20 protein-coding genes are annotated in these 26,986 nt (G+C 75.1%); 14 read left to right on the top strand and 6 right to left on the bottom strand.

Annotation, left to right across the window (positions count from 1 at the left end):
- Positions 1-31: 31 nt before the first annotated feature.
- Together K304_RS0117890 and K304_RS29685 are read right to left on the bottom strand one after the other, a co-directional pair.
- Positions 32-1,096, bottom strand: coding sequence for an alpha-lytic protease prodomain-containing protein (locus tag K304_RS0117890; RefSeq protein ID WP_027764880.1), 1,065 nt, complete (start codon positions 1,094-1,096; stop codon positions 32-34).
- Between the two features lie 342 nt (positions 1,097-1,438).
- Positions 1,439-2,227 carry a hypothetical protein gene (locus tag K304_RS29685; RefSeq protein ID WP_051308584.1) on the bottom strand — a complete coding sequence of 263 codons (789 nt, stop codon included), beginning with the start codon at positions 2,225-2,227 and terminating at the stop codon, positions 1,439-1,441.
- A 400-nt stretch (positions 2,228-2,627) separates the two neighbouring features.
- On the opposite strand from K304_RS29685, the gene K304_RS29690 reads away from it, so the two are divergent.
- From K304_RS29690 to K304_RS0117940, 8 genes are all read left to right on the top strand, one after another.
- The gene (locus K304_RS29690; protein WP_037790936.1) at positions 2,628-3,830 is read left to right on the top strand and encodes a glycosyltransferase family 4 protein; all 1,203 of its coding nucleotides are present in this window, start codon (positions 2,628-2,630) and stop codon (positions 3,828-3,830) included.
- Positions 3,827-5,353: an exopolysaccharide biosynthesis polyprenyl glycosylphosphotransferase gene (locus K304_RS0117905; protein WP_037790921.1), complete on the top strand. Its 1,527-nt coding sequence runs from the start codon at positions 3,827-3,829 to the stop codon at positions 5,351-5,353. The genes K304_RS29690 and K304_RS0117905 overlap by 4 nt, the downstream gene beginning before the upstream one ends.
- Position 5,354: 1 nt before the next feature.
- Positions 5,355-6,776, top strand: coding sequence for an O-antigen ligase family protein (locus K304_RS29695; RefSeq protein ID WP_051308581.1), 1,422 nt, complete (start codon positions 5,355-5,357; stop codon positions 6,774-6,776).
- Positions 6,773-8,650 (top strand): lipid II flippase MurJ, encoded by a 1,878-nt coding sequence (locus K304_RS29700; RefSeq protein ID WP_486591714.1) that lies wholly within the window; start codon positions 6,773-6,775, stop codon positions 8,648-8,650. The genes K304_RS29695 and K304_RS29700 overlap by 4 nt, the downstream gene beginning before the upstream one ends.
- Entirely contained in the window at positions 8,640-9,506 is an 867-nt protein-coding gene (locus tag K304_RS33415) for a polysaccharide deacetylase family protein (RefSeq protein WP_158687358.1), read from the top strand. The genes K304_RS29700 and K304_RS33415 overlap by 11 nt, the downstream gene beginning before the upstream one ends.
- A complete protein-coding gene (locus K304_RS33420) occupies positions 9,503-10,771 on the top strand; it encodes a glycosyltransferase (protein WP_486591715.1) in 1,269 nt (422 codons plus the stop codon). The genes K304_RS33415 and K304_RS33420 overlap by 4 nt, the downstream gene beginning before the upstream one ends.
- Positions 10,772-11,507: 736 nt before the next feature.
- Complete coding sequence (locus tag K304_RS33425; protein ID WP_158687359.1) at positions 11,508-12,482, top strand: YveK family protein; 975 nt, start codon at positions 11,508-11,510, stop codon at positions 12,480-12,482.
- On the top strand, positions 12,479-13,699 hold the full coding sequence (locus K304_RS0117940; protein WP_051308583.1) for a GNAT family N-acetyltransferase: 1,221 nt from the start codon (positions 12,479-12,481) through the stop codon (positions 13,697-13,699). Before K304_RS33425 ends, K304_RS0117940 begins: the two co-directional genes overlap by 4 nt.
- A 69-nt stretch (positions 13,700-13,768) precedes the next feature.
- Here K304_RS0117940 and K304_RS0117945 read toward each other — a convergent pair whose 3' ends face one another.
- Together K304_RS0117945 and K304_RS0117950 are read right to left on the bottom strand one after the other, a co-directional pair.
- The gene (locus K304_RS0117945; protein ID WP_037790923.1) at positions 13,769-15,043 is read right to left on the bottom strand and encodes a glycosyl hydrolase; all 1,275 of its coding nucleotides are present in this window, start codon (positions 15,041-15,043) and stop codon (positions 13,769-13,771) included.
- Positions 15,044-15,548: 505 nt separating this feature from the next.
- Positions 15,549-16,562 carry a MerR family transcriptional regulator gene (locus K304_RS0117950; protein WP_027764884.1) on the bottom strand — a complete coding sequence of 338 codons (1,014 nt, stop codon included), beginning with the start codon at positions 16,560-16,562 and terminating at the stop codon, positions 15,549-15,551.
- A 123-nt stretch (positions 16,563-16,685) separates the two neighbouring features.
- On the opposite strand from K304_RS0117950, the gene K304_RS29720 reads away from it, so the two are divergent.
- Complete coding sequence (locus K304_RS29720) at positions 16,686-17,402, top strand: sigma-70 family RNA polymerase sigma factor (protein ID WP_078529309.1); 717 nt, start codon at positions 16,686-16,688, stop codon at positions 17,400-17,402.
- 16 nt (positions 17,403-17,418) lie between these two features.
- On the opposite strand, the gene K304_RS0117960 is transcribed toward K304_RS29720, so the two are convergent.
- A complete protein-coding gene (locus K304_RS0117960) occupies positions 17,419-17,790 on the bottom strand; it encodes a DUF1801 domain-containing protein (protein ID WP_027764885.1) in 372 nt (123 codons plus the stop codon).
- A 62-nt stretch (positions 17,791-17,852) separates the two neighbouring features.
- Positions 17,853-19,559 (bottom strand): PucR family transcriptional regulator, encoded by a 1,707-nt coding sequence (locus K304_RS0117965; RefSeq protein WP_027764886.1) that lies wholly within the window; start codon positions 19,557-19,559, stop codon positions 17,853-17,855.
- Positions 19,560-19,812: 253 nt separating this feature from the next.
- Here K304_RS0117965 and K304_RS0117970 point away from each other — a divergent pair, with 253 nt between their 5' ends.
- The 5 genes from K304_RS0117970 to K304_RS0117990 all read left to right on the top strand — a co-directional run bounded on the left by K304_RS0117970 (position 19,813) and on the right by K304_RS0117990 (position 26,978).
- Complete coding sequence (locus tag K304_RS0117970; RefSeq protein WP_027764887.1) at positions 19,813-20,712, top strand: FAD binding domain-containing protein; 900 nt, start codon at positions 19,813-19,815, stop codon at positions 20,710-20,712.
- Entirely contained in the window at positions 20,703-21,317 is a 615-nt protein-coding gene (locus K304_RS0117975) for a (2Fe-2S)-binding protein (RefSeq protein WP_027764888.1), read from the top strand. Before K304_RS0117970 ends, K304_RS0117975 begins: the two co-directional genes overlap by 10 nt.
- Positions 21,318-21,322: 5 nt before the next feature.
- Positions 21,323-23,725: a molybdopterin cofactor-binding domain-containing protein gene (locus K304_RS0117980; RefSeq protein ID WP_027764889.1), complete on the top strand. Its 2,403-nt coding sequence runs from the start codon at positions 21,323-21,325 to the stop codon at positions 23,723-23,725.
- 528 nt (positions 23,726-24,253) lie between these two features.
- Positions 24,254-25,735, top strand: a complete 1,482-nt coding sequence (locus K304_RS0117985; protein WP_027764890.1) for an NCS2 family permease — start codon at positions 24,254-24,256, stop codon at positions 25,733-25,735.
- A 52-nt stretch (positions 25,736-25,787) separates the two neighbouring features.
- Positions 25,788-26,978, top strand: a complete 1,191-nt coding sequence (locus tag K304_RS0117990) for an XdhC/CoxI family protein (protein WP_027764891.1) — start codon at positions 25,788-25,790, stop codon at positions 26,976-26,978.
- The last annotated feature ends 8 nt before the right edge of the window (positions 26,979-26,986 follow it).

Genomic DNA, 26,986 nt, shown 5'->3' on the forward strand with positions numbered 1-26,986 from the left:
CGAGGCGCCGCCGTCGGAGGAGGGGCGTGGGTCAGTAGACGACCAGCCCGTACCGGTTGGTCACCTCGGTGACCGGCTGGAAGAACGTGGTGCCGCCGGAGGAGCAGTTGCCGCTGCCGCCGGAGGTCATGCCCAGCGCGGTGTTGCCGGCGAAGAGCGAGCCGCCGCTGTCGCCGGGCTCGGCGCACACGTTGGTGCGGATCATGCCGTAGACGACGTCGCCGCCGCCGTAGTTGACGGTGGCGTTCAGGCCGGTGACGTACCCGCTGTGCAGGCCGGTGGTGCTGCCGCTGCGCTGCACGTACTGGTTGACGTAGGCGTTGCCGACGCCGGTGATGTCGCGGGTGCTGCCGTTGTAGAGGTTCACCACGCCCGGGGTGGAGCTGGAGTCGTTGCGGATGACGCCGTAGTCGTCACCGGGGAAGCTGGACGCCGCCGTCGGGCCGATGCCCGAGAAGTTGGGGTAACCCTCGGTGCAGTGACCGGCGGTGATGACGTAGTAGGTGCTGCCGATGCGGGCGTTGAAGCCCGCCGAGCACCGGCCGCCGGTCGACATGTAGATGGCGTCGCCGCCGCGGATCAGCTTGGTGAACTCGCCCTTGGTCCGCTCGATGGTGACGGCGCCGTCGAAGCGGGCCGCGACCTTGCGGAGCGTGGCCATCTCCTTGGCGTCCACCGTGCTGTCGGCGGCGACGGACAGCGTGTTGGCGACCGGGTCGACGGACCAGGCGGTGCCCTTGATGTCGGCCTGGTGCTCGATGGCCTTGGCGGCCCGTGCGAGTTCGGCCTGGCTGTGCTCGACGACCTTCGCCACCGCGCCGGCCTTCTCGACCTTGGCGGCGTCGGCCTTGTCGGTGATGGTGACGACCATCCGGCCGGAGTCCGCCTTGTAGGCGCCGCCGGTCTGGGCCGAACCCAGGGTGTCGGCGACGGCCATGGCGGCCTTGGGGGTCGCCCGCTCCGACGGAGCCGAGGCGGGGGCCGCGGTGGCGGTGGGCGATGTCAGGACGACTGCGGCGACGAGACCGGTGGCGAGGGCGGCTATGCCCTTGCCGCGCTTGACGGTCTGCGTCGAGACAGGGGGTCTGACCTTCACGCGTTCCTCCATGTGTGGGGTTCTGTGGGGGCGAACCGGACGGCTGGAGTGCCGTTCGGTCCGCGTCCCGGTTCCCGGCCCGGTGGGGGGTGGAGGGCAGGTCGGAGATTTCCGGTGACGTGGGGAGTATCGACAGCTCCGCGAGAGGGTCACAAGAGCCATGGGGAAGGCAGAAATTCACCCCGCCGTGTGAACGGGCCGTGCCCGTTCTGCGGTTTCGGAAGTACGGGTTCCGGATACCGCGCGGGCGTGCCGACCGCCTGCGAGGCGCGTCCGGTCCGGCTTTCCGGCAGCTCCGGCGACCTGCCGGGAGGACGGTGTCCCCGCCGTCCCGGGCAGGGCTCAGGCGGCTTCGAGCCGGGGCGCGAGCCAGGTCGGCACGCCGCCGAGCAGGCGGAACAGCCGGGTCGCCTCCTCCAGCAGCCGGGTGGCCTCGTGCTTCTCCTGCACGTCCGCCAGCGCGACCAGTGCCGGGGCCATGCCCACCAGGAAGCCGAGCCTCTCCCGCAGCAGCAGCGACTCCGTGAAACCGTGCCGTGCTTCGGCGAGTTCGCCCTCGCGCAGGGCCAGGCCGGCCAGGTGCCGCCAGGTGAAGGAGCACAGCAGAGCGTCGCCGTGCGCCGTTGCGCCGGTGTGTGCGCGCCGGTAGGCGGCCTGCGCCGCCTCCGTGTTGTCGCTCACGTGTTCGGCGACCAGTCCGCGCCGGTAGTCCAGCATCGCCCGCGCGGGCGATGCCTGATCGAGCAGCGCGGCGGCCCGCCCGAGTGCGGCACGCGCCTCGTCGGAGCGGTCGCGGACGCCCAGCACGGTGGCCACGTACGCGAGATGGCCGCGTTCGCTGGCCGCGGCGCCCCGGGCGTCGTCGTCGCGGGCGGCGGCCTCCGCCAGCCGCAGGGCGTCCTCGGCGGCCTCCCAGCCGCTCCCGGTGAACATGCACCGCTCGACCAGCAGGGAGGCCCGGCGCAGCGCGGTCGCGGGCGAGCCCGGTACGTAGGGTTCGAGCAGCGCCGCCGCGTCGTCCCAGCAGCCGCGGGAGCGCAGCCGCCAGACGGCCCGTTCGCCCGGGGAGTCGCCGCCGTAGGCGGCCGCCGGTGACGGAAGTTCTTCCTGTCGACGTACCGCACGTGCCATGGCGGACTCCGCCACTGTGCCTCCCAAGCGCGCCCTCGAGCCGGATGTGACCGCATCTCAGCACGAACCGAGCGCGCAGCCAAGAGAAAGTGTGAAGCGATTCACAAAGTTTTACTCGGCGGCTCGCTCTGCCCAGTGATGCACGGGGGGTGGAGCGGCCTCGCGTGGGGGTCGTCCGACGGTCCGACGAGCCTACGGTGCGAGGTTCTCCACCCTTTCTGCACACTTCGCGCGTCCTGCGTGATTTTCAGCCTCCCTTCTGGCACGGTTTAGACCGATTTGCCCGGGCTGTGCTGGGCTGCCGTGCCGGATGTGCCCCGTGGAGGCGGCCGCGTGCGGCCGTTCACCGGACGTCCGGCAGCAGGGCCGTGACCGACCCGACCGTCTGGGAGAGGTGCGCGTGCAGGAACAGCAGCCCAAGGACAGGCCGTGCACCGTCCTGCACGTCGTCCAGCCCGTCGACGGCGGCGTCGCCCGCGTGGTGACGGACCTGGCCCGCGCCCAGCTCGCCACCGGTCTCCGCGTCGTCGTCGCCTGCCCGCCGCAGGGCGGACTCGCCACCACGCTCGCCGCGCACGGAGCCGAGGTGCACCCCTGGAAGGCCGGCCGCGAACCCGGCGCGGCACTGCCCCGGGAGACGACCGAGTTCGCCCGCATCCTCCGGCGCACCGCCCCCGACCTGGTCCACGCGCACAGCGCCAAGGCCGGGCTGGCCGTACGTCTGGCGCTGCGCGGCCGACTGCCCACCGTCTTCCAGCCGCACGCCTGGTCGTTCGAAGCCGTCACCGGCCTCCCGGCACGCCTCGCCCTGCACTGGGAGCGCCGCGCGGCGCGCTGGGCCACCCGGGTGGTCTGCGTCAGCGAGGCGGAGCGGCGACGCGGCCGCTCCGCCGGCATCGACGCCCGCTGGACGGTGATCCCCAACGGGGTCGACACCGCACGGTTCACGCCCGTCGCCCCGGCCGAGACGGCGCGCGCCCGGCTCCGCCTGCCCCCGTGCGCGGTCGGTACAGGCGGCGCCGTCGACCCCTCCGGCGCGCCCCTGGTGGTGTGCGTCGGCCGGCTCTGCCGGCAGAAGGGCCAGGACCTGCTGCTGCGGGCCTGGCCCGCCGTCACCTCGCGGTCGCCCGGCGCCCGTCTGGTCCTCGTCGGCGACGGCCCCGACCGCGAGCGGCTGCGCGCCGTCGCCCCCGCAGGGGTGCTGTTCGCCGGAGCCGGCCCGGACCCGGCCCCCTGGTACGCGGCGGCCGACCTCGTCGTGCAGCCGTCCCGCTGGGAGGGGATGGCCCTCGCACCGCTGGAAGCCATGGCCTGCGGCCGCCCGGTGCTGCTCACCGACGTCGCCGGGGCCCGCGAATCCCTGCCCCCGGGGCACGACGCCTCATGCCTGGTACCGCCCGAGGACCCGGACGCGCTCGGCGCCGGGCTCGTCCGGCTGCTGGCGGACCCGGCCCTGCGCACGTCCCTCGGCGAACAGGCCGGCCGCCACGTACGCGCGACCCGCGACGTCACGTCGACGACCGCCGCCGTCGAGGCCCTCTACCGCGAACTGACCGGCCAGCCGCACCGCGACCGCGACCGCGAGGAACTGATCAGCCGATGACGATGGAGAGCACCGGGGCCGACGCCCCGCCCGCCGACCTCGAGAGACGCGACGGGCACCGGGAGAAGACGCATGCCGTCGAACCGGCCCGTCGGGGCCCCGGCATCCCCGAGCCCCGCAGCGGCCCCCGGCTGCCGGGCGGCGCCGCCCGGCGCGGGCGGGGCGAACTCGCGGCCCTCGTCGCCGCCGACTGTCTCGCCGCGACCGCCGCCGCCCTGCTCGCCGGAGGCGGCACGCGCGCCGCCGTCCTGGACCTCGCTCCCGTCGTGCTCACGCTGATCGCGTTGCACCAGCAGGGCGGGCTGTACCGCTGCGGGCCGCACCGCACCGCCCTCGGCGAACTCCCCGCCCTGCTCTGGCGGGCCGCCCTCGCCTGGAGCGCCGCCACCACCGTGGTGGCGGCCGTGCGCCCCGAACCGACCCTCGGCTGGACGCGGCTGGCGTCCCTCGTGGCCGTGCACGTCGTCCTGGCGGCGCTGCTGCGCGGCGCGCTGTACGCCGGGCGTCGGCGGCGGCAGCGGCACCACCCGCGCTCCGCCCTGGTCGTCGGCCCCGAGTCCGCCGGGCACCGGGTCGCCGCCGTCCTGCACGAGCACCCCGAGTACGGCATGTGGCCCGTCGGCCTGGTGGTGCCCCCCTCCGCGGCGCAGGCGCTCACGCCCCCCGGCGTCCACGGCTCCGGCCTTCCCCTTCCGGTGCTGACGGCGGCGGAGGACGTCACCCGCGCCGTCATCCAGAACGCGGTGTGCGACGCGGTGCTGACCCGCCCCGCGCAGGCCGACCCCGACACCGCCGCGCTGGTGCGGCTCTTCCGCACCCTCGGCTGCACGGTGTGGGTCGTCGACGGCGAGACCGTCCCGGGCGCGGTCGCGTGGCGGACGGCGGAGACGGGCCACGTGTGGGGTTTCCCCTGCGCCCGGCTGGACCCGCCGCCCCGGCGGAGCGCGGCACGCGTCGCCAAACGCGGACTCGACCTGGTAGTCGCCGCGCTGGCGCTGGTCGTCTCCGCCCCCGTACTGGCCGCGTGCGGGCTCGCCGTCCGGTGCTCCGACGGGCCCGGTGTCCTCTTCCGGCAGGAACGCGTCGGCGCCCACGGGCGGCCGTTCGTGATGCTGAAGTTCCGCACCCTGCGGCCCGCGAACGCGCACGAGTCGGCCACCCGCTGGAACGTCGCCCACGACCGGCGCATGAGCGGCGTCGGCCGCTTCCTCCGCCGCACCTCGCTCGACGAACTCCCGCAGCTGTGGAACGTGCTGCGCGGCGACATGAGCCTGGTCGGGCCGCGCCCCGAACGCCCGTACTTCGTCCAGCAGTTCAGCACGGCACATCCCGGATACGCGGCCCGCGACCGGATGCCCGTCGGCATCACCGGCCTCGCCCAGATCCACGGCCTGCGCGGCGACACCTCCATCGAGGACCGCGCCCGGTTCGACAACCACTACATCGAGACCTGGTCGTTCTGGCAGGACGTCCAGATCCTGCTGCGCACCGCCGGGTCCGTCTTCCGCCTGGGAGGCAGCTGACGTGACCACCGGGCATCCCGCGACGGCGACCGCGGCGGTCTCCCCCCGCGCCCCGGCAGCCGTGGCGCTCCGGTTCGCCGGGCGGTCGCGGTACGTCCGGGTGCTGCCGGTGGCGGCCACCGTGCTGCTGCTGTGCGTTCCCGGGGGGTCGGCCGACACCGCCGCGACCACCCACGTCGCACCGGCCGACGTTGCCTCCGCCCTGCTGGTCCTGTGGTGCGCGGTGACGCTGGTGCGCGAACGCCGCCGCCCGCTGACCGCACCGGCCGCGGTCGTTCTCGCCGCCCCGGCCGTCGCGTTCGCGGTCGCCGCCGCCACCTCGCCGCAGCCCGCCGAGGCGCTGCTCGGGCTGGTCCGCTACCTCCAGGTGTTCGTGCTGGTGCCCGCGGCCGTGGTGCTGCTGCTGCGCAACCGCGAGGACCTGCGCCCTGCGGCGGGCGCGATCGTCGCCGTCGCCGTGGTGCAGGGGGCGGTCGGCGTCCACCAGTACCTCACCGCGACCGGCGCGTCCTACCAGGGCCGCACGGTACGGGCGGTCGGCACCTTCGGCCCGCTCGACGTGATGGGCATGGCGACCGTCGTGTCCTACGGCCTCCTCCTGCTGCTCGCCGTCGGTCTCGCCCCGCCCCCGTCCGCGCCGCGCTGGCTCCGTCCCGCCGCGCTGTGCACCGCGGCGGCCCTCGTCGTCCCGCTGGCCGTGTCGTTCAGCCGCGGGGCCTGGATCGCCACCGTCTGCGCCGGCGGCGTGATGCTGCTCCTGGCCGGTGCGCGGCTCGCCGCCCGCACGCTCACCCTGCTGCTCGCCGCGGGCGTGGTGCTCGTCGGCGGCGCCGGCGTCGGCACGGAGATGATCGGCGCGCGGCTGGCCAGCATCACCCAGGTCGCCAGCAGCCCCGACCAGTCCGTCACCGACCGGTACGCCATGTGGGCCGCCGCGGTGAGCATGTGGCGCGAGAACCCGGCGACCGGCGTCGGGCTCAAGGGCTTCCCCGACCACCGCGACGGGCACGCCTCCCTCGCCCTGTCCTCCGGAAGCGACACCGCGGGCGCGGGAGTGGAGTTCCACCGGGAGCCGTTGCTCTCCCCGCACAACATGTACCTGCTGATCCTCGGCGAACAGGGCCTGATCGGGCTGACGCTCGTCGCGGGCAGCTGGCTCGCCCTGCTGGGGTGCGCGCTGGCGCGGCTCCGGCGCCTCCGCCGTCCGCCGTCCGCGCCCCGTCGGGTGCCCGGCGGGGCCCGGCCACCGGACGGCACGGACTGCGGGCTGGCAGCCGTCGGCCTGCTGGTGTGGCAGCTCGTCGACTTCCTCTACGCCGACATCGGCGGGCCCTCCACCGTGCTGACCGCCGTGCTCTTCGGCATCGCCGCCTGGTGGGCGCTCTGTCCGGCGGCCCTGCGTCCGGGGGAGGACCGCCGGTGACCGAAGTGGCCCACACCGGGACCGGGCCCGGCACCCGTCCGCCCCGCGACGGCGCGAGCCGTGAGGCGCCCGGCGGACCACCCCCCGCACCCTCCGGCCCCGCCCAGCCTCCCCCGGACACGCCGGAGCCTCCCGGGACCCGCTCGCTCCCCGACGTCCCGTCGGCAGCCGACGCCTCGTCGGACGACGCGGTCGCGGACGGTGGCCGGCAGGGCCGGTTCATCGCCCGCGCCGCGGCGGCCACCGCCGCGCTCACCGTCGCCGGAGCCCTGATGGGCCTGGTCCGCGACCAGACCATCGCTCACCTCTACGGCGCCGGAGCCGCCACCGACGCGTTCCTCGTCTCCTGGACCGTCCCGGAGATCGCCGCGACGCTCCTCATCGAGGACGCCATGGCGCTCGTGCTGATCCCCGCCTTCAGCCTGGCCCTGTCCCGCCGTGCCGCGCTGCGCACCACCCGGGCCGCCCGCGCGGCGGGGGAGGCCGACGGCGGCGGCCCGGACCCGGTCCGCGCGCTGCTCACGCGCTCCCTGCCCCGCCTGCTGCTGGCCCTGGCCTGCGCCTCAGGGCTCCTCATGGTCGGCGCCCCCGGGCTCGTCGGGACCCTCGCACCGGGCCTGGCCGACCCGGAGCTGGCCGTGCAGTGCACCCGGCTCACCGCCGTCACCCTGCTCACCTTCGGCACCGCCGGCTACCTCAGCGCCGGTCTGCGCGCACACGGCCGCTTCGTGCCCCCGGCCGCCATCTACGTCGCCTACAACCTCGGCATCGTCGCCACCGTGCTGGTGCTCCACGCGCTGTGGGGTGTACGCGCCGCAGCACTGGGGGTGGCCGTCGGAGGCGCGCTGATGGTGCTCGTCCAGCTGCCGTTCTTCCTGCGGGTGATGCCGCGCGGAAAGACCGGACGCCGGGCCGGGCGCTGTGCCGGGCGCCGTGCCGGACACCGTGAGCGCCGCGGAGGGCGTCCCGAGGGCGCTCCGGGCGCGAGCCGCGCCACCATGATGGTCGGCGCCGGAGTGCTGCTGCCCATCGCGCTGTTCACCATCGGCCGCCAGTCGCAGGTGCTGGTGGAGCGCTACCTGGCCTCCTCGCTGCCCGCCGGAGCGATCTCCCACCTCAACTACGCGCAGAAGGTGGCGCAGATCCCGATGGCGCTGTCCCTGATGATCTGCACCGTCACCTTCCCCCTCGTCGCCCGCGCCCTCGCCGACGGCGAGGCGGAGACGGTGCGACGCCGGGTGGAACGCGACCTGGCGGGCGCCGCGCTCGTGGTCCTCCTCGGCGCCGCCTACGTCTTCGCCTGCGCCCCGCAGATCATCGAACTCCTCTTCCAGCGCGGCGCGTTCAGCGCGCAGGACACCGAGGCCACCGCGTCCGTGATGCGCGTCTACGCCCTCGGACTCCTCGGCCACAGCATGGTCGGCGCGGTCGTCCGCCCCTTCTTCTCCACCGGCCGCCCCACCTGGTACCCGGCGTGCACGATGGTCGCCGGCCTCCTGGTCACCATCGTCGGCGGCGTCGCCCTCAGCCGGCTGTGGGGCACCCACGGCATCGCCGCCGCCAACGCCGCCGGCATCACCCTGACCGCGACCCTGCTGCTCGCCGGTACCGGCCGCCGCTCCCGCCGGCACGCCGCCGTGGCCGTCGACCTGCCCCGCGTACTCGGCGGGCTGGTCAGGCTGCTGGCCGCCGCCGCGCTCGCCGCCGCGGCGGGCTGCGCGGTGGCGCAGCTGTGCGGGCACGCGCTCCTCGCCGCCTCCGCCGGCGCCCTGGTCGTCTCCGCCGTCTTCCTCGTCACCGGCTACGTCCTCGGGGCGGGGGAGATCCCGCAACTCGTGTCCGCCGTCGAACGAAGGCTCCGTCATGACCGCTGAACCCACCGACACCGCACCGGCACCCGCCGCAGCACCCGCACCCGCACCCGCACCCGCCGCAGCACCCGCACCGGCACCCGCACCGGCACCGGCACCGGCGCCCGAGCGTGCTCCGGCCGCCGAACGGCCCCGGTCCGCCGCCCCCTGGCTGCTGATGTACCACTCCGTCGCCGACAGCACCGAGGACCCGTACCACGTCACCGTCTCCCCGCACCGGCTGCGCCGCCAGCTCGAATGGCTCACCGCCCGGGGCCTGCGCGGCGTCGGCATCGCCGAACTGCTCCGGGAACGTGCCGCCGGACGCGGCCGCGACCTCGTCGGCCTCACCTTCGACGACGGCTACCAGGACTTCCTCGACGAGGCCGTGCCCCTGCTGCACCGGCACGACTGCACCGCCACCGTCTTCGTGCTGCCCGGCCGTCTCGGCGGCAACAACGTGTGGGACCCGCTGGGCCCGCGCAAGCCGCTGCTCACCGCCGAGGGCGTGCTGGCCGCCGTGGGCGCCGGCATGGAGATCGGCTCGCACGGCATGCTGCACCGCGAACTCCCCGCGCTCGACGACGCCGGCCTGCACGAGGAGACCGCCGGCAGCCGCGCTCTGCTGGCCCGCCTCACGGGCAGACCCCCGGCCGGCTTCTGCTACCCCTACGGCACCGCGGACGCCCGCACGGTGCACGCGGTGCGCGCAGCCGGCTACGACTACGCCTGCGCCATCGACCCCGGCCGCCTGACCGGCCTCCACGCTCTGCCCCGCGTCCACATCGGCGAGCAGGACAACGCGCTGCGCCTGCACCTCAAGCGCCGCCTGCACCCCTGGCGCCGCCGGCCGTTGCCGGAGGAGGCGACGCTCCGGTGAGCCTGCCCTCGCGGGTCCTGCACGTCATCACCGGCCTCGGCGTCGGCGGCGCGGAGCAGCAACTGCGGCTGATGCTCCGCCACCTCCCCGTCCGCAGCGACGTCGTCACCCTCACCAACCCCGGCGCCGTCGCCGACGGCCTGCGCGCCGACGGCGTGCGCGTGGGGCACCTGGGGATGCGGGGCAACCGCGACCTGGCGGCGCTGCCGCGGCTGGTCCGGCTGATTCGCGACGGCGGCTACGACCTGGTGCACACCCACCTCTACCGGGCCTGCGTGTACGGACGCCTCGCGGCGCGGATGGCGGGGGTGCGGCACGTCGTGGCCACCGAACACTCGCTGGGCGACGCGGCGATCGAGGGCCGCCCTCTCGGCGCGGGCACGCGCGGCCTGTACCTGGCGACCGAGCGGCTGGGCGGCGCGACCGTCGCCGTGTCGGTCACCGTCGCCGACCGGCTCCGCGCCTGGGGCGTGCCCGCGGACCGCATCCACGTGGTTCCCAACGGCATCGACGCCGCCCGGTTCCGCCACGACCCCGCCGCGCGTGCCGCCACGCGGACCCGCCTCGGGCTTCCCGCCGACGCGACGGTGGTCGGCGGCGTGGGCCGCCTGGTGCCGGGCAAGCGGTACGACCGCCTGGTCCGCGCCTGTGCGGCGCAGCCGGACGTACGGCTGCTGCTGGTCGGCGACGGTCCGGAACGGGCACGGCTGCTGCACCTCGCGCGGACACTCGGTGCGGCGGACCGCGTCCTGCTCCCCGGCGAGTGCGGCGGCGCGGTCGCCCCGGTGACGGCCGCCGAGGAGGCCGCCGCGGGACTGCCGCCGCTTCCGCACCTGCTGGCCGCCATGGACCTGTTCGTCTCGCCGTCCACGGAGGAGGCGTTCGGCCTGTCGGTGCTGGAGGCGCTGGCGGCGGGACTGCCGGTGCTCCACGTCACCTGTCCCGCCGTGGACGACGTGCCCGGCTCCGAGGCGCCCGGCGCCTACCGCGTCGGCGCGGAGACGGAACGCCTCACCGCGGCCCTCCGCGTGCACGTCGCCGCCGGACACGGCCGCCTGCCGGTGCCGCCCGTCGTGCGGCGCTACGACATCGCGCGCGCCGCCGAACGGCTCACCGGCGTGTACGCCGGCCTCACCGGAACCGCCCCGGCGGAGCCCGTTCCCCCTCCCGCCCGGCCGGACACCGGACGCCTCGCCGCCTGGATCCCCGGTGCCTCCGTCCCGCCGCACGCCGCAGGCGTGAACCGAAGACGCGGCGCGCCGTGACCGCCCGCGCCCGCCCCGACCGCCACGAGGAGTCACCATGACGGAGACCGCCCGCAAGGCCGCGCGCCAGCCCGGCCGCAAGCGACGCCCCCGCACCGAACACCGCCAACGCCCCCAGTCCCGCAACCCGTCCGCCCCCATGAGCCCCGACCCGGAGCCCGTCGGCCCGGGGGCGGGTGCACCCGAGGGGGCTGCGCAGCCCGCCGACGCCGAGCCGCGCCCGGAGAAGGACACCGCCGCCTCCGCAGACGGTCTCTCGGCGGAGGCCGGCACCGATCCGAAGCCCGAGGGCTCGGGCTCCCGCGATGCTGCGACTGCGTCGCAGCGGGGCGACACGCCTGCCGCTCCGCGGCGGTCGGCGGGGGCCGGGGCCCGTACGGACGGCTCGTCGTCGGGGGACGGTTCCGCCGCGAAGGACGCCGCCGCGGAGGTTCACGATGTGCCGGACGGCGTGGCGTCGCGGGCGGCGCACCGGCCGACGCCGTCGCAGTCCCCTGGAGCCCGTCCCCCGGCGGGTCGGCCCCGCGCGTCCCGTGCACGGCCCGCCGACACGGGCGTCGTGCCTGAAGGGCGTCGCGCCTCCGCCGCGGGGCAGGCGCCGACGGCGTCCCGGGATGCCGTCGCCGGTGTGTCGGGTGAGGCGGCCTCGACCGCCGGCACCGTCGCCCCGACGGAGCCGGCGGCGCCCCGGACGGAAGCTTCGCAGGCCGGCCGCGGGAAGGCGTCTGCCGCCGGCGTGCCCGTGAAGGCGGTCCTCGCCAAGCCGGCACTGCCGGGCACCGTGGCGCGCAATTCCCGTGGGGGGAGGGCCGCGGACGCCCCCGGGCGGTCCGACGTGCCGGAAGCGGGTCCCGGCGGCGGGACGGGCGGGCTGCTTGCCGCGCACGTGGCCAGGGCGAGCGCTCAGCGCCAGTCGGCGGTGCCCAGCCGCGGCGTGAACGGCGGCGCCACCGCCGAGCGCACCGAGGACGCGGCCTCTGCGACGCACCTCGCCCCCCGGGCCGAGCGGCCGTCCCGGTCGGCGCGCTCCGTGGAGGGGGCCGGTGAAGCGGCCTCGGCGGACACCGCGAAGGCGCCCCGCGTGTGGCCCGCCGTCCGGCGCGCCACCGGTGCGGGCGCCCGGCGGGCGCGCCGCACCTGGCGGAGGCGGCCCCGCGGGGCGGCGCCCGCCGCGGCGTGTGTGCTCGCCGGGGTGCTCGCCGGCGCCGCGTACGGCGCGTTGTCGCCCGCCCGGTACACCGCGACCAGCTACGTCGCGGTCGTGCCGGGCAAGGGGGGCGACGCGGTGACCGCCCTCGGTTTCGCGCAGGCGTACGGCCGGATCGCCACCGACACGGCCGTGCTCGCGAAGGCCCAGCAGGACGGCGGGGTGCCCGTCGACGCGCTCCAGGACGGTGTGGAGGCGGTGACCTCTCCGGACGCGCCGATGATCGAGATCACCGGCAGTGCGCCCAGCGCGGGCGAGGCCGCGGAGATGGCCAACGCGGTTGCCCGTTCCCTGGCCGACGTCGCCGGAGAGTCCGCTAAGGACACCGGCGTGGAACTCACCGCGTTCTCCCGCGCCCGCGCCCCGCGCAAGGCGAGCAGCCCGTCGCCGGTGCTGGCCACCGCCGTCGGCGGCTCGGCGGGCGTGCTGGTCGGCGCGCTCGTGCTGCTGGTACGCCCGCGCCGCGCCGCGGCGGCGCCCGACGGAGAGGAGACCGTGCGATGACGGCGACCACCCCCGCCCCTACCCGGGTCCGCACGGCGTCCGGCGGCGGCACCGGCATCGCGGTGACCTTGTGCCGGGACCCCGAGCAGTTCGCCCGCCTGGCACCGGAATGGGACGCCCTGTTCGAACGGTGTCCCACCGCCACGCCGTTCCAGACCCACGCCTGGCTGCACTCGTGGTGGCTGTCCTACGGCACGCCCGGCCGCCTGCGGCTGGTGCTCGTGCGGCGCGGCGGCGCGCTGGTCGGCGCGGCGCCGCTGATGCTGGCGCACCGGCCCTTCCCGGTCCTGGTGCCGCTCGGCGGCCACATCTCCGACTTCTTCGACGTGCTGGTGGACGCCGGTCACGTCGCGGAGGTGACCACGGCGCTCGTGCGCGGCCTGCACCGGGCCACGCGCGGTGCCGTGCTCGACCTGCGCGAGGTGCGGCCGGGCGCGGCGGCGGAACGGCTGTTCGCGCAGTGGGAGGGGCCACGGCGGCACCGGCGCGACTCGGTGTGCCTGGACCTGCCCGGTGTGCCGATCGAGGAACTGTTCCGCCGCATGCCGGCGACCAGCGCCAAACGGCGCCGGGCCAAGCTCCGCAAGCTCGACGCGCTGGGCGTCGAGCACCGCGACGTCCCGGTGGAGAAGGTGCCCACCGCGATCGCCACCATGATCCGGCTGCACGGACTCCAGTGGGAGGGCCGCGGAGTGACGCCGGAACACGTACGGCCCCGCTTCGCGGAGCACCTGACGCGCGCCGTCTCCCGGATGGCCCGCACCGGCCACGCCCGGATCTGCGAGTACCTGGTCGGAGGCGAGGTGATGGCCTCCGACATGACCCTGCTGTCGGCCGATCTGGCGGGCGGCTACCTGGACGGCGTCCACCCGGAGCTGCGGGCGAAGACCGACATCACGTCGATGCTGCTGCGCGAGAGCGCCCGGCACACGGCGTCCACCGGCCGGAGCACGTTCAGCATGCTGCGGGGTGCGGAGCCGTACAAGCTGCGCTGGCGGCCGGTCGAGGTCGGCAACCAGCGGCTGCTGATGGCCCGTCGCGAGCTGCGCCCGGTGCTCGCCGCGTACGCGGGGCTGCGCACCGCGCGCGCGGCGGCGGTGCGGGAGGCCCGCGAACGGGTGCCCGCGCTGCTGGAGTGGCGGTCCCGGCTCGACGAGGCGCGCAGCGGCGGTGTCCGCGCCGTGCTGCGTGGCGTCCGGGCGGGGGAGCGGAACTGACGTCACGCCGGGCCCCCCGCCCGGGACCCGGCCCCGCCGCCGTGCCGGCGGCGGGGCGGGGGACGGCGGCTACAGCCCCAGGTCCCCGTCGAACTTGAAGCACAGCGGCTCCGTGTCCAGCAGGTCCTGGATCCAGTCGCCGAGGTCGACGCAGAACTCGACGGGTTCCGGCTTCCACCAGGGGACGTCCGGCTCCTGCTCCGGTTCCGCGGGCGGCGTCGGGAACGGGTCCGGCAGTTCGGCGACGTCCGTCATCAGCTCACGGAACACGTCCGAGGACTCCGGGTTGGTCCCGCACTGCATCACCCCGTGCGGGCAGTAGTCCGTGATGGTGTGGTACTCGGGGTCCTGGCGGCGGATCCACTCGAGCATCTTCCGCATGTACTCCGGGTTGTCGCCGTCGCGGAAGAGCCCCCACTCGGGGTAGGAGATCTCCTTGTCGTGCTCCCTGGCGAACTCGACCTGCTTCTTCAGCCCGTACGGCTGGTTCACCTGCTCCTGGAAGCTGGTGCCGGGCGGCTGGTCGTAGGAGTCCATGCCGATGATGTCCACGTACCGGTCGCCCGGGTAGCACTGCGTCCACGGGATGGCGTCCTCACCGCGCGCCGGGGCGAAGTCGAACTCGAAGTCCTGGCCGGGTACGGACCGCATGGCCGAGACGATGTTGCGCCAGTACGTCTTCCACGCCTCGGGGTTCGGTGCGCAGCGGCTGGTGTAGGTGGTGCCGTTCATCTCCCAGCCGAGGACGACGACCGTCTCCTCGACACCGAGGTCCACCAGTCGTTCGCCGAGCCGGCGGAAGTGGTGGTCGAAGTGGCCGCGTGCGCCGGCCCGGAGCAGGTGGTCGACGGCCTCGTCGGGCAGGTCGTCCTCGTTCCGCTCCAGCATCGGGACGTTGAGGACGAACATGCGGTCGTCCTTCTTCCGCGTCCACTCCGCCCAGGGTTCGAGGAACCGGCGCTTGCCCTCGATGTTCACCCACAGGTCGCCGGGAAGGTAGGTGTGGCCGACGGTGGGCTCGCGCCCGTCCAGCCACTTCTCCATCTTCTCGATGCGGCGGACGCCCTCCGGTCCGGACCCGAGGAAGGCCCCGAAGTCCGGCAGGTCGAGACCGTCCTCCTCCTCGCCCGGCTCGTCGTCCCCGGGGTCCTCCCGGCCGGCGCTCGCTCCGCCCACGGGCGCGGGTCCTCCCGCCGGAGCCTGGTCGGGGGGTCTCTGCACGGCGCTGAGTGCCTGCGCGTCGCGCGGGGCGTTCTCCGGGGTGGTGGTCGTCGTGGCGACCAGCAGCCCTGCGGTGACCGCTCCGATGCAGGTGCCCGTGAGCACCAGCCGTCGGTGGGACATGGTGACTCCAATCCGGGGGGTGCCCCGATGGTTGTGCCTCACCGTGACCGTAATCAGAGGGATCGTCACATGACGTACTGGAATGCTCGCTGATGGACCGAACGGGGACGTGGTCCCCCGCACGGCGCAGTGCGCTCCGGCCCGCGCCCCCGGCCGGAGGGGTGTCCCCGGTGGGGGCGGGGCAGGCCGAAGCCCGTGTCGTGACGCGGAACTGACGAGGTGACGGACTGCCGTGGGCATGGCGAAGAGACCGGCGCGTGCACCCCCGGCGACCTGCGCTGAAGCGCCGTGCACAGCGGCTTCTGACGCCCCGGCAGCCTGCGGGAACCACCTCCTGGAAGAGCGACGACGGCGGCGTGCGGGCGCGGGTGACTGCCTCTCAGGTCGCCCGCGTCGGCCGCCGGGGCCGGCGTCCTCCTGGACCCGGAGGGGCGAGGTCGGCCTCCTGCGCCGCCCCGACCCGTTCCTCCTCACGGCCCACCGTGCGGGGCGGACCGTCCGGCTGCTACGCGGCGGCGAGGTTCTCCAGCAGGGACAGCGCGTCGCGCAGGCCGCGGGGCCGGTGGGCCCCGGGCAGCGGCAGGTGGGGTGACGCCCAGCCCGGCCCGGCGGCGACCACGGCCGGGCGGCGGCGCGCTCCCCGCACGCCCCACCCCATCGCGCCGACGTGCCGGGCCAACGGCCAGTCGGCCGCCGACGACGTCTGCGCCCACAGGACCACCGCCGACGGCCCGGTCCGCCGCACGGCCTCCTCCAGCGCCGGCACGGGCACCGCGGCGCCGAACATCAGCACCGGGAGCCCGCGCCCAGCCAGGCCCGCGGCCAGCGCCTCCAGCGGCAGCGCGTGCAGTTCGCCCGGCACGCAGGCCAGCACCACGGGTCCGCCGCGGCCGCTCCTCCCGTCCCGGGCCCGAGCCGTGCCCGGGTCCGTCCCGGGCACGGCGGCGGTCGCCGCCCGCAGCGTCGCCGACACGTGCCACGACAGCAGGTGCTCCACCTCCACGTACCGGTCCCCGGAGTTCGACCACTTGAGGCCGACGGCGCGCAGCGCGGGCATCATGACCTCCTCCCACGCAGACACCAGGCCGTACTCGCCGATCGCCGTCGTCAGTCCCGCCTGCACCGCCGCGGCGTCGAGCCGCACGGCCGCACGCGCCAGCCCGCGGCACTCCTGGCGTACGTCGCCCAGCGGCAGGCCGCCGCCACCGGTCGGGTGCGCGGGCGCCTTCTCCGGCTCCCGCATCGTTTCGGCGCCGACCGGTGCGGACGGTCCGTCCGCGCCGAGCGCCGCCTTCGCCGCCTCGGCGGGCGGGACGCCCGCCGAGGTCAGCCGGCACATCTCCTCCAGCACGGCGATGTCGCCCGGCGTCCACCTGCGGTGTCTGCCCTGCTCCCGGAGGGACGGGCCCAGGCCGTAGCGCCGGTCCCACGAGCGGAGGGTGGTCGGCGACACCCCGATCCGCCGGGCCACGGCACCCGTGGTCAGCCCTGCGGTGTGCTCCGGGCGGGACGCGTCCATGCGCCCACGATACGTCGCCGATACGACGCAGAATCAATGCAAGTTGTCCGGGATGCATCGTTTCCCAAGACTCGGTCGTACCGGTCGTCACGGCCGGCGCAGCGTTCGGCGGGAGGAAAGCCCATGAAGGTCAGCAGCCCCCTGCGCGTCGTGGGCCCCGGCATCCGGTTCGCGTCCGGGGCGGACGGCCGTACGGCAGCACAGCACCACGACGACCGGAGCCTCCCGGCTCGGGAGTCCCTCGCCGACGAAGCCCGTGCCGACCAAGCCCGTGCCGACGAAGCCGTGGCCGACCAAGCCCGTGCCGACAAGGAACTCGCCGCGGCGTTCGTGCGCGGCGACGAACTCGCCCTCGCGGCCGTTCACCGCCGCTGGTCCGCCCTCGTCTTCACCCTCGCCTCGCGCGCTCTGGGGGACCGCGACGAGGCGGAGGACGTCACCCAGCAGGTGTTCCTCGCCGCGTGGCGCGGCAGGCACGGCTACCGGCCGGAGCGCGGGTCGCTGGCCGGGTGGCTCGTCGGGATCACCCGCCGCAAGATCGCCGACGCGCTCGCCGCACGCACCCGGCGCCGGGACCTCTACGACAAGGCCGTCGCACGTCAGGCCCCGGCGGCTGACGGACGCGTTCCCGCGGAGGCGGACGCCGTGCTGGACCGCGTCCTCGTGGCGCACGAACTGGCCACGCTGCCGGCCCCTCAGCGACGGGTGCTGTGCCTCGCCTTCTACGACGACCTGACGCAGGTGCAGATCGCCGAGCGGACGGGCCTGGCGCTCGGCACGGTGAAGAGTCACACCCGCCGCGGTCTGCACCGCCTCCGCCGGAGCCTCACCACCACCTGACTCCCCTCCGCCTGACTCACATCCAGAGCACGCCGTCGTCCTCGTGCTCGCGGACGCGGTACGCGATCATGCGGCGGAGGAGGCCAGTCGGCACCGGGTCGCCGTACGGCAGCCTGACCGTCCCCTTGCCGGTTCCGAAACCGGTGAGTTCGGCGGCGAAGGCCTCGCGGGTGCTGGGCGTGAACGCGACGTTCGCGTGCCGGGCGTGGCCGCTGATCATGAACAGGATCGTCCCCGACGGATGCACCCACGCCGGATGGCCCCACTTGACGGCCTCGTCCGCCTCCGGCACGGCCTCACGCGCCAGGGCCCGCAGCTGCTCGAGCAGTGTGCGGGCCTGCCCGGTGAAGCCCTGCAGGTACGCGTCGATCGTCTCGGGCCGGCTCATGGCGCCAGTCTGGCAGGCCGGAGGCGGAACGGGCCGGCGCGCCGCATGCCGCGCCGGGGGCGTCAGCTCATGCGGAGGGCGAGGAAGAAGTCGAGCTTGTCCTCCAGGCGGCTGAGGTCGCGGCCGGTGAGCTGCTCGATGCGGCCCACCCGGTACCGCAGGGTGTTGACGTGCAGGTGGAGCCGCGATGCGCACCGCGTCCAGGAGCCGTCGGCGGAGAGGAAGGCGTCCAGTGTCGGCACCAGCTCCGCCCGGTGCCGCCGGTCGTACTCACGCAACGGGTCCAGCAGGCGCGCCGTGAACGCGCGCCGCACGTCGTCCGGCACGAACGGCAGCAGCAGGACGTGCGAGGCCAGCTCCGCGTGGCCCGCCGCGCACACCGCGCCGGGCCGCGCCGCGGCGACGCGCCGCGCGTGGCGCGCCTCCTCCAGCGCCCCGCGCAGCCCCTCCGCCGAGTGCACCGCCGCGCTCACGCCGAGGGTGAGCCGCCCGTCGTCGGCGAGACCGCGCTCCATCGGGGCCCGTACCGCCGCGCAGAGGGCGTCCGCCTCCAGCTCGGGCGCCGCCGCTGCCGCACCCCCCTCGCCCGGCTCATCGTCCGCGGGGGCGGGCAGCGGCACCAGCGCCACCGCCTCGTCACCGGTGTGCGCGACGGCGATCCGGTCCGCGGCCTCGCCCCCGGGCGTCTCCACGTCGACCAGCAGTTCCTCCAGGAGCGTCTGCGCCACCGGCCCGCCCTCGACGGCGGCGGCGCCCTCCCCGGACCAGTCCACGGCGGCGGTGACGACCTGCCAGCGCGGAGCGCTGCCCAGCCCCGGCAGCAGCACCGGCGCGGTCAGCCGCAGCCGCGCCGCGATCTCCGCCGGCGGCGCGCCGGAGAGCACCAGCTCCAGGACCTCCTGCGCCAGCCTCCGCCGTACGGTCCGCGCCGCGTCCCGGCGTTCGCGCTCCACGGCGATGAGCTGGGTGACGCCGTGCAGCAGGTCGAGCCGTTCGGCCGGCCAGTCGCCGGTGTCGGCCTCCACCGCGAGCAGCCAGTCGGAGAGCACCGTGCGCCGCGGGTCGGCCGGAGCCCCGCCCGGGCCGTCCGCGCCGCCGCCGACCCGGAACAGCGCGTACGTGACGCCGTCCACCCGCACCCGGTGCGGCCCGCGCCGCCCGGCCCGGACCGCGGCGAGGTGCTCGCCGGCCAGCCGGGCCCGCACCGCGGACGGCAGCCGCAGCGCCTCGCCCGGGGAGGAGCCCGCGACCTGACGCCCCGTCGAGGCCAGCACCCACGCCCGCAGGTCCAGGTCGGAGACGAGCAGTTCCAGCACCGCGTCCGGGCCGCCGCCCGCCGGGCCGGAGGACATCAGCCGGCGGTGCCGGTCGACCACGGCGGCGAGGTCCCCGGCCCGCCCCGCGGACACCTGCCGCACCACGTGCTCGGTGATCGTCGCGAAGGCGACGTCCTCGTCGACGGCGAACAGCGGCAGCCGGTGCCGTGCGCAGGCGGCGACCAGGTCGTCCGGCACCGAGCCCAGCTCGGCCTCGCCGGCTGCGAGCCCGGCGACGCCGGCCCCGGTGAGGAGGCGCGCGAAGGGCTCGGAGTCCTCTGCGGAGTGCCGCCAGGCCAGGCCGGTCAGGACCAGCTCGCCGCCCGCGAGGTACCGGCTGGGGTCGCGCAGGTCGGTGGTCATGACGCCGCGCACCGTGCGGTCGAGCTCGTCGTCGCCGCACAGCAGCCGCAGCCCGAGCGACTCGGTCTCCAGGAGTGCGCGCAGCCGCATGTCGTCGCCCGCCGTTCGTCGCGATGGGTACTGCCGTGATCACCGTGCGCTGAGCTGCGCCCGGCTCTTGTTCGAATCTACAAGAGGGCGTCGTCGGCCAGCCAGTCGGTTCATGGTTTCGGTGACTGCACCGCTCCCGCCGCGCGTCGGTGTACTGGGTCACACACCAGATGAACGCAAGATGAACCGCTCCGGCCCCCGCTCCCGGAGCCGGTCCGCCACAGCCGCGCAAGCGACCTGAGAAGAGACACCCATGGAGTTCCTGCGCCCCGCCAGCTGGGAGGAGGCGCTCGCCGCGAAGGCCGAGCACCCGACAGCTGTACCCATCGCGGGCGGCACGGACGTGATGGTCGAGCTGAACTTCGACCACCGCCGGCCCGAGCACCTGCTCGACCTCAACCGCATCGCCGACCTGTACGAGTGGGAGGTCGGCGAGGACACGGTACGTCTCGGAGCGTCCGTGTCCTACACCCGCATCATCGAGCACCTGCGCGCCGAACTCCCCGGCCTGGCACTGGCCGGCCACACCGTCGGGTCCCCCCAGATCCGCAACCGCGGCAGCGTCGGCGGCAACCTGGGTGCGGCCTCTCCGGCCGGAGACTCCCACCCCGCCCTGCTGGCCGCCGGAGCCGAGGTGGAGGCCGAGTCCGTGCGCGGCACGCGCCGCATCCCGGTCGAGGAGTTCTTCACCGGCGTGAAGCGGAATGCCCTGGCCGACGACGAGCTGATCCGCGCCGTGCACATCAAGAAGGCGGACGGCCCGCAGCAGTTCTCCAAGGTCGGCACCCGGAACGCCATGGTCATCGCGGTCTGCGCGTTCGGCCTGGCCTTGCACCCGGCGACCCGCACGGTCCGCACCGGCATCGGGTCGGCCGCGCCGACCCCGGTCCGCGCCCGCGAAGCGGAGGACTTCCTGAACGCCGCCCTGGAGGAGGGCGGGTTCTGGGACAGCGGCGCCAGGATCACCCCCTCGGTCGCCCGGCAGTTCGCCGAGCTGGCCTCCGGCGCCTGCAACCCCATCGACGACGTACGCGGCAGCGCGAAGTACCGCCGGCACGCGGTCGGCGTCATGGCCCGCCGCACCCTCGGCTGGACCTGGGAGTCCTACCGCGCGGGCCGCAGCACCACCGAAGGAGGCGCACAGTGCGCGTGAATTTCACGGTCAACGGCCGCCCCTACGAGGCCGACGACGTCTGGGAGGGCGAGTCGCTGCTCTACGTGCTGCGTGAGCGGATGGGCCTGCCCGGTTCCAAGAACGCCTGCGAGCAGGGCGAATGCGGCTCCTGCACGGTCCGCCTGGACGGCGACCCGGTGTGCGCCTGCCTGGTCGCCGCCGGCCAGGTCGAGGGCCGCGACGTGGTCACCGTCGAGGGCCTGGCGGACTACGCCCGGCAGCGCGCGGCCGGCGGCTGCGCGGCCGGCGCCTGCGGCGACGCGAAGAGCACCGGCACCTCGGTGGACGCGGCGCAGCGCTGGGAGGCCCGCCCGGCCGACTCGCAGACCGGCGAGGCAGCCGAACTCTCCACGGTGCAGCAGGCGTTCATCGACGCCGGCGCCGTGCAGTGCGGCTTCTGCACACCCGGTCTGCTCGTCGCCGCCGACGAACTGATCGAGCGCAACCCGGAGCCGTCCGACGCGGACATCCGCGAGGCGCTGTCCGGCAACCTGTGCCGCTGCACGGGCTACGAGAAGATCCTCGACGCGGTCCGCCTCGCGGCCGCCCGCGAGGAGACCCAGACCGCGGGAACGGGGGCCTGACCACCATGGGCGTCACACGCACTCCCACCTCCCTGAGCCAGGGCAGCCAGACCAGGGGCGGCATCGGCGAGTCCACCCTCCGGCCGGACGGCACGCTGAAGGTCACCGGCGAGTTCGCCTACTCCTCGGACATGTGGCACGAGGACATGCTGTGGGGCTTCACCCTGCGCAGCCCGCACGCGCACGCCGAGATCCGCTCCATCGACACCTCCGCAGCGCTGCAGCAGGCCGGCGTGTACGCCGTCCTCACCTACGACGACCTCCCCACCGAGGTGAAGAACTACGGCCTGGAGATCCAGGACACCCCCGTCCTCGCGCACGGGCGGGTCCGGCACCACGGCGAGCCGGTCGCGCTCGTCGCCGCCGACCACCCGGAGACCGCGCGCCGCGCGGCGGCGAAGATCGTCGTGGACTACGCGCCGCTGCCCGTCGTCCACGACGAGGCGAGCGCCACCGCCGAGGACGCCCCGCTGCTGCACCCCGGCCGGGACGACCACCACGCCTCGCACGTGCCGCACCCCAACATCGTGCACCGTCAGCCCATCGTGCGCGGCGACGCCGAGGCGGCCCGGGCCCGCGCCGACGTGATCGTCTCCGGCGCGTACGAGGTCGGCATGCAGGACCAGGCCTTTCTCGGCCCGGAGTCCGGCCTCGCCGTGCCCGCCGAGGACGGCGGCGTCGACCTCTACATCGCCACCCAGTGGCTGCACTCCGACCTGCGGCAGATCGCCCCCGTACTGGGGCTGCCGGAGGACAAGGTCCGCATGACGCTGTCCGGCGTCGGCGGCGCGTTCGGCGGCCGCGAGGACCTGTCCATGCAGATCCACGCCTGCCTGCTGGCGCTGCGCACCGGCAAGCCCGTCAAGATCGTCTACAACCGGTTCGAGTCGTTCTTCGGCCACGTCCACCGCCACCCGGCGAAGCTCTGGTACGAGCACGGCGCCACCCGGGACGGCCGGATCACGCACATGAAGTGCCGGATCGTGCTGGACGGCGGCGCCTACGCCTCCGCCTCCCCGGCCGTCGTCGGCAACGCCTCGTCCCTCTCGGTCGGCCCCTACGTCGTCGACGACGTCGACATCGAGGCGATCGCCCTCTACACCAACAACCCGCCGTGCGGCGCGATGCGCGGCTTCGGCGCGGTCCAGGCGTGCTTCGCCTACGAGGCGCAGATGGACAAGCTGGCCGCCGAACTCGGCATGGACGCCGTCGAGTTCCGGCAGCTCAACGCCATGTCGCAGGGCACGGTCATGCCCACCGGGCAGGAGGTCGACTCCCCGGCGCCCGTCGCGGAGATCCTGCGCCGCGTGAAGTCCATGCCGCTGCCCCCCGAGCGGCAGTGGGAGTCCGCGGAGGGCACCGGCGCCGTCGCCGGCACCGGCATCGACGTACGGGCGCTGCCCGGCGGCCTGTCCAACACCACCCACGGCGAGGGCGTCGTGCGCGGCGTCGGCTACGCGGTCGGCATCAAGAACGTCGGCTTCTCCGAGGGCTTCGACGACTACTCCACCGCCCGGGTGCGGCTGGAGGTCGTCGGCGGCAAGCCGGTCGCCATGGTGCACACCGCGATGGCCGAGGTCGGGCAGGGCGGCGTCACCGTGCACGCGCAGATCGCCCGCACCGAGCTGGGCGTCACCGACGTCACCATCCACCCCGCCGACACGCAGGTGGGCTCCGCCGGCTCCACGTCCGCGTCCCGCCAGACGTACGTGACCGGCGGCGCGGTGAAGAACACCTGTGAGCTGGTCCGGGAGAAGGTCCTGGAGATCGGCCGTGCCAAGTTCGGCACCTACCACCCGGCGTGGGCCACGGCCGAACTGCTGCTGGAGGGCGGCAAGGTCGTCACCGACGGCGGCGAGGTGCTCGCCCCGCTCACGGACGTCCTGGAGGACCAGGCCGTCGACGTCGAGAGCGAGTGGCGCCACCGGCCGACCGAACCGTTCGACCTGCGCACCGGGCAGGGCTTCGGCCACGTCCAGTACTCGTTCGCCGCGCACCGCGCGGTGGTCGAGGTCGACACCGAACTCGGCCTGGTCAAGGTCGTGGAGCTGGCCTGCGCGCAGGACGTCGGCAAGGCCCTCAACCCGCAGTCCGTGATCGGCCAGATCCAGGGCGGCACGACGCAGGGTCTGGGCCTCGCGGTGATGGAGGAGATCGTGGTGGGGGAGGACGGCAAGGTCCGCAACCCCTCCTTCACGGACTACCTGATCCCGACGATCCTCGACACGCCGACCATCCCCGTCGACGTGCTGGAACTGGCCGACGAGCACGCGCCGTACGGCCTGCGGGGCGTCGGAGAGGCGCCGACCCTGTCCTCCACGCCCGCCGTCCTGTCCGCGATCCGTGCCGCGACGGGCCTGGCGCTCAACCGGGTGCCGGTCCGTCCCGAGCACCTCACGGGCACGTAGCCGGCACAGCCGGAGCGAGCCGAACGTGGTGGTCGCCGTGCACGCGCATTCCGCCGAACCCTCACCGTCGTGGTGTCCCGTCCGCGCGGTGGCATGCTCCGCCGCCGCGGCGGAGCCCGGCCGTGCCGGACGGTGCCGACCGCACCGCGACCGCACGGTGACACCCTCCGTACGGCCGACGCGCCGGGGGCCATCGGCCCCGGTGCCCGGCCGGGCCGCGCCGCGGCGGGACGCTCGCTCCCGTCGCGGCGACGACCGGCCGCACACGGTGGAGCCCGGCGGTGCCGACCGCACCGCGGCCCCGCCGTCCGGGGGCAGCCCGCAGCGTGCACCGGTTCTCCGGAGCGCCTCTGCCGGCGCGGCCCCACGTCGGTGCGTCCCGCGCGAGCGGAACCGCGCCCGGCACACCCCCACAGAACGCGGCGAGGGCCGTCCCCCGCGTCGTGCATATCCCAAATCCCGCCGAACGACGGCGCGTCACGGCGCGCCGGGGCGGGTGCCCCTGTGAACCTTGGGAGAAGGCACAAGATGACCCAGTCGCACGTGGAGCCCAAGACCTCGCCCGAGGAGGTGGGGAACGGCTCCCGCCCCCCGGCAGGACGGTCCTGGCTCGACCGTTACTTCCACATGTCCGACAGAGGATCCACGCTCGCCCGTGAGGTGCGCGGCGGCGTCACCACCTTCATGGCGATGGCGTACATCATCCTCCTCAACCCCGTGATCCTGTCCGTTCCGGACGCCACGGGTGCCCGGCTCGACCCCGCCCAGCTCACCACCGCCACCGCGTTCGCCGCCGCGGCGACGACGCTGGCGATGGGCATCCTCGGCAACGTCCCCCTCGCGCTGGCCGCGGGACTCAGCGTCTCCGCCGTCGTGGCCTTCCAGGTCGCGCCGGAGATGACGTGGGGGAACGCGTTCGCCATGTGCGTCATCTACGGCGCCGTGATCATCCTGCTGGTCGTCACCGGCCTGCGGGAGCTGATCATGAATGCGATCCCGCTGGCGATGAAGCACGCCATCACCATGGGCATCGGCCTGTTCGTGGCGCTGATCGGCCTGGTCCAGGCCGGGTTCGTGACCAGCATGGGCGGTCCCGGCGGTGTCGCCGGTGCGAAGCCGATCCAGCTCGGCGTCCAGGACCAGCTCACCGGCTGGCCGGTGCTGTGCTTCGCGGTGACGCTGCTGCTGATCTTCCTGCTCCACGTGCGGCGGGTGCCCGGCGCGATCCTCATCGGCATCGTCGGCGGCACCCTGTTCGCCGCGCTGGTGCACGCCGTGGCCGGCCTGTCCGTGCAGGACTGGGGCGGGCTGAACGCCCCGGAGCTGACCGGGTCGATCGTCAGCGCACCGGACTTCGGCCTGTTCGGCCAGGTCTCCTTCACCGGCATGGCCGACGTCGGCGCGATCACCGTCGGCGTGATCGTCTTCACCCTCGTGCTGGCCGGGTTCTTCGACGCCATGGGCACGATCATCGGCATCGGCCAGCAGGCCGACCTCGCCGACCGGGACGGCAAGATGCCCGGGCTCAGCAAGGCCCTGGCGATCGACGGCGCCGGCGGCATCGTCGGCGGCGTCGCGGGCGCCTCCGGGCAGACGGTGTTCGTGGAGTCGACGGCGGGCGTCGGCGACGGCGCGCGCACCGGGTTCGCCAGTGTCGTCACCGGCCTGGCCTTCACCCTGTGCCTGTTCTTCACGCCGCTCGCCCAGGTGATCCCGACGCAGGTGGCCGCCGCCGCGCTGGTCGTCATCGGCTCGATGATGATGACGAACGCCAAGCACATCGACTGGAACGACCCGGCGACGTCCGTCCCGGTGTTCCTCACCACCGTCCTGATGCCGTTCACCTACTCCATCACCGCCGGTATCGCCGCGGGCGTCATCTCCTACGTGCTGATCCGCGCTGTGCAGGGCCGGTGGCGGGAGCCGGGATGGCTGATGTGGGTACTGGCACTGGTCTTCTTCGTCTACTTCTCGCTCGGGCCCATCGAGGCCTGGCTCGGAGTGAAGTAGCCGGAGCGGACGCACAGCCCCACCGCACCGCACCGACCCTGGAGGTTCCCCCGTGCTGGACATCGCCGCCGAACTGCACCAGTGGTGCGAGGAGGGCCGCGACTTCGCCGTGGCCACGGTGGTGGCCGTCAGCGGCAGCGCACCCCGGCAGCCCGGCGCGGCGCTCGCCGTGGACGCCGGGGGCACCGCGGTCGGCAGCGTGTCCGGCGGCTGCGTCGAGGGCGCGGTCTACGAACTGTGCGCCGAGGCGCTCCGGGACGGCCGGCCCGTCACGGAGCGCTTCGGCTACAGCGACGACGACGCCTTCGCCGTGGGTCTGACCTGCGGCGGCGTCATCGACGTGCTGGTCGTGCCGGTGCGGGCGGACGCGCCGTGGCGGGAGACGTACGCGGCGGCCGCCGCCACGGCGGCGCGCGGCGGCTCCGCGGCCCTCGCCCGCGTGGTGGCCGGTCCGCCGGAGCTCCTGGGGCGGGCGCTTCTCGTCCGCCCGGACGTCGACGGCGGTGACGGTCACGGCGACGGCGCGTCCGGTGCCGCGGGAACCCTCGGCGGGCACCCCGGCCTGGACCGTACGGCCGCCGCCGAGGCGCGCGCCCTGCTGGACGCCGGGCGCACCGCCAGCGTCGGCATCGGGGCGGAGGGGAGCCGCTGCGGCGCACCTCTCACCCTGCTGGTGGAGTCGAGCGTGCCGGCGCCGCGCATGCTGGTGTTCGGCGCGATCGACTTCGCTGCGGCGCTGGTCCGGGCGGGGAGGTTCCTCGGCTACCGCGTCACGGTCTGCGACGCCCGTCCGGTGTTCGCCACGGCGGCGCGCTTCCCGGACGCGGACGAGGTGGTCGTCGACTGGCCGCACGACTACCTGGACGCCACCGAGGTCGACGCCCGCACGGTGGTGTGCGTCCTCACCCATGACGCCAAGTTCGACATCCCGCTGCTGGAGCGTGCCCTGCGGCTGCCGGTCGCCTACGTGGGCGCGATGGGCTCGCGCCGCACCCACGAGGACCGTCTCGCCCGGCTGCGCGCGGCCGGCCTCACCGAACTCGAACTCGCCCGGCTGCGCTCGCCCATCGGCCTGGACCTGGGCGCGCGCACACCCGAGGAGACGGCGGTGTCCATCGCCGCGGAGATCGTCGCCGGCCGCCGCGGCGGCTCCGGACTGCCGCTGACCGGGGCCCACACCCCGATCCACCACGACGGTCCCGGGGCCCGCGGCGGGCCCCGGCCGATCGGCTCCGTCGCCTGAGCCGGCGG

The organism is Streptomyces sp. CNS606 (assembly GCF_000426325.1).

Excerpts from the sequence above, each read along its gene's own strand:
- K304_RS0117970 (WP_027764887.1), top strand. The coding sequence starts at position 19,813 with ATGGAGTTCCTGCGCCCCGCCAGCTGGGAGGAGGCGCTCGCCGCGAAG.
- K304_RS0117905 (WP_037790921.1), top strand. The coding sequence starts at position 3,827 with ATGACGATGGAGAGCACCGGGGCCGACGCCCCGCCCGCCGACCTCGAG.
- K304_RS0117940 (WP_051308583.1), top strand. The coding sequence starts at position 12,479 with ATGACGGCGACCACCCCCGCCCCTACCCGGGTCCGCACGGCGTCCGGC.
- K304_RS0117960 (WP_027764885.1), bottom strand. The coding sequence starts at position 17,790 with ATGAGCCGGCCCGAGACGATCGACGCGTACCTGCAGGGCTTCACCGGG.
- K304_RS29685 (WP_051308584.1), bottom strand. The coding sequence starts at position 2,227 with ATGGCACGTGCGGTACGTCGACAGGAAGAACTTCCGTCACCGGCGGCC.
- K304_RS0117985 (WP_027764890.1), top strand. The coding sequence starts at position 24,254 with ATGACCCAGTCGCACGTGGAGCCCAAGACCTCGCCCGAGGAGGTGGGG.
- K304_RS0117965 (WP_027764886.1), bottom strand. The coding sequence starts at position 19,559 with ATGCGGCTGCGCGCACTCCTGGAGACCGAGTCGCTCGGGCTGCGGCTG.
- K304_RS0117945 (WP_037790923.1), bottom strand. The coding sequence starts at position 15,043 with ATGTCCCACCGACGGCTGGTGCTCACGGGCACCTGCATCGGAGCGGTC.
- K304_RS33415 (WP_158687358.1), top strand. The coding sequence starts at position 8,640 with ATGACCGCTGAACCCACCGACACCGCACCGGCACCCGCCGCAGCACCC.
- K304_RS0117950 (WP_027764884.1), bottom strand. The coding sequence starts at position 16,562 with ATGGACGCGTCCCGCCCGGAGCACACCGCAGGGCTGACCACGGGTGCC.
- K304_RS0117980 (WP_027764889.1), top strand. The coding sequence starts at position 21,323 with ATGGGCGTCACACGCACTCCCACCTCCCTGAGCCAGGGCAGCCAGACC.
- K304_RS29720 (WP_078529309.1), top strand. The coding sequence starts at position 16,686 with ATGAAGGTCAGCAGCCCCCTGCGCGTCGTGGGCCCCGGCATCCGGTTC.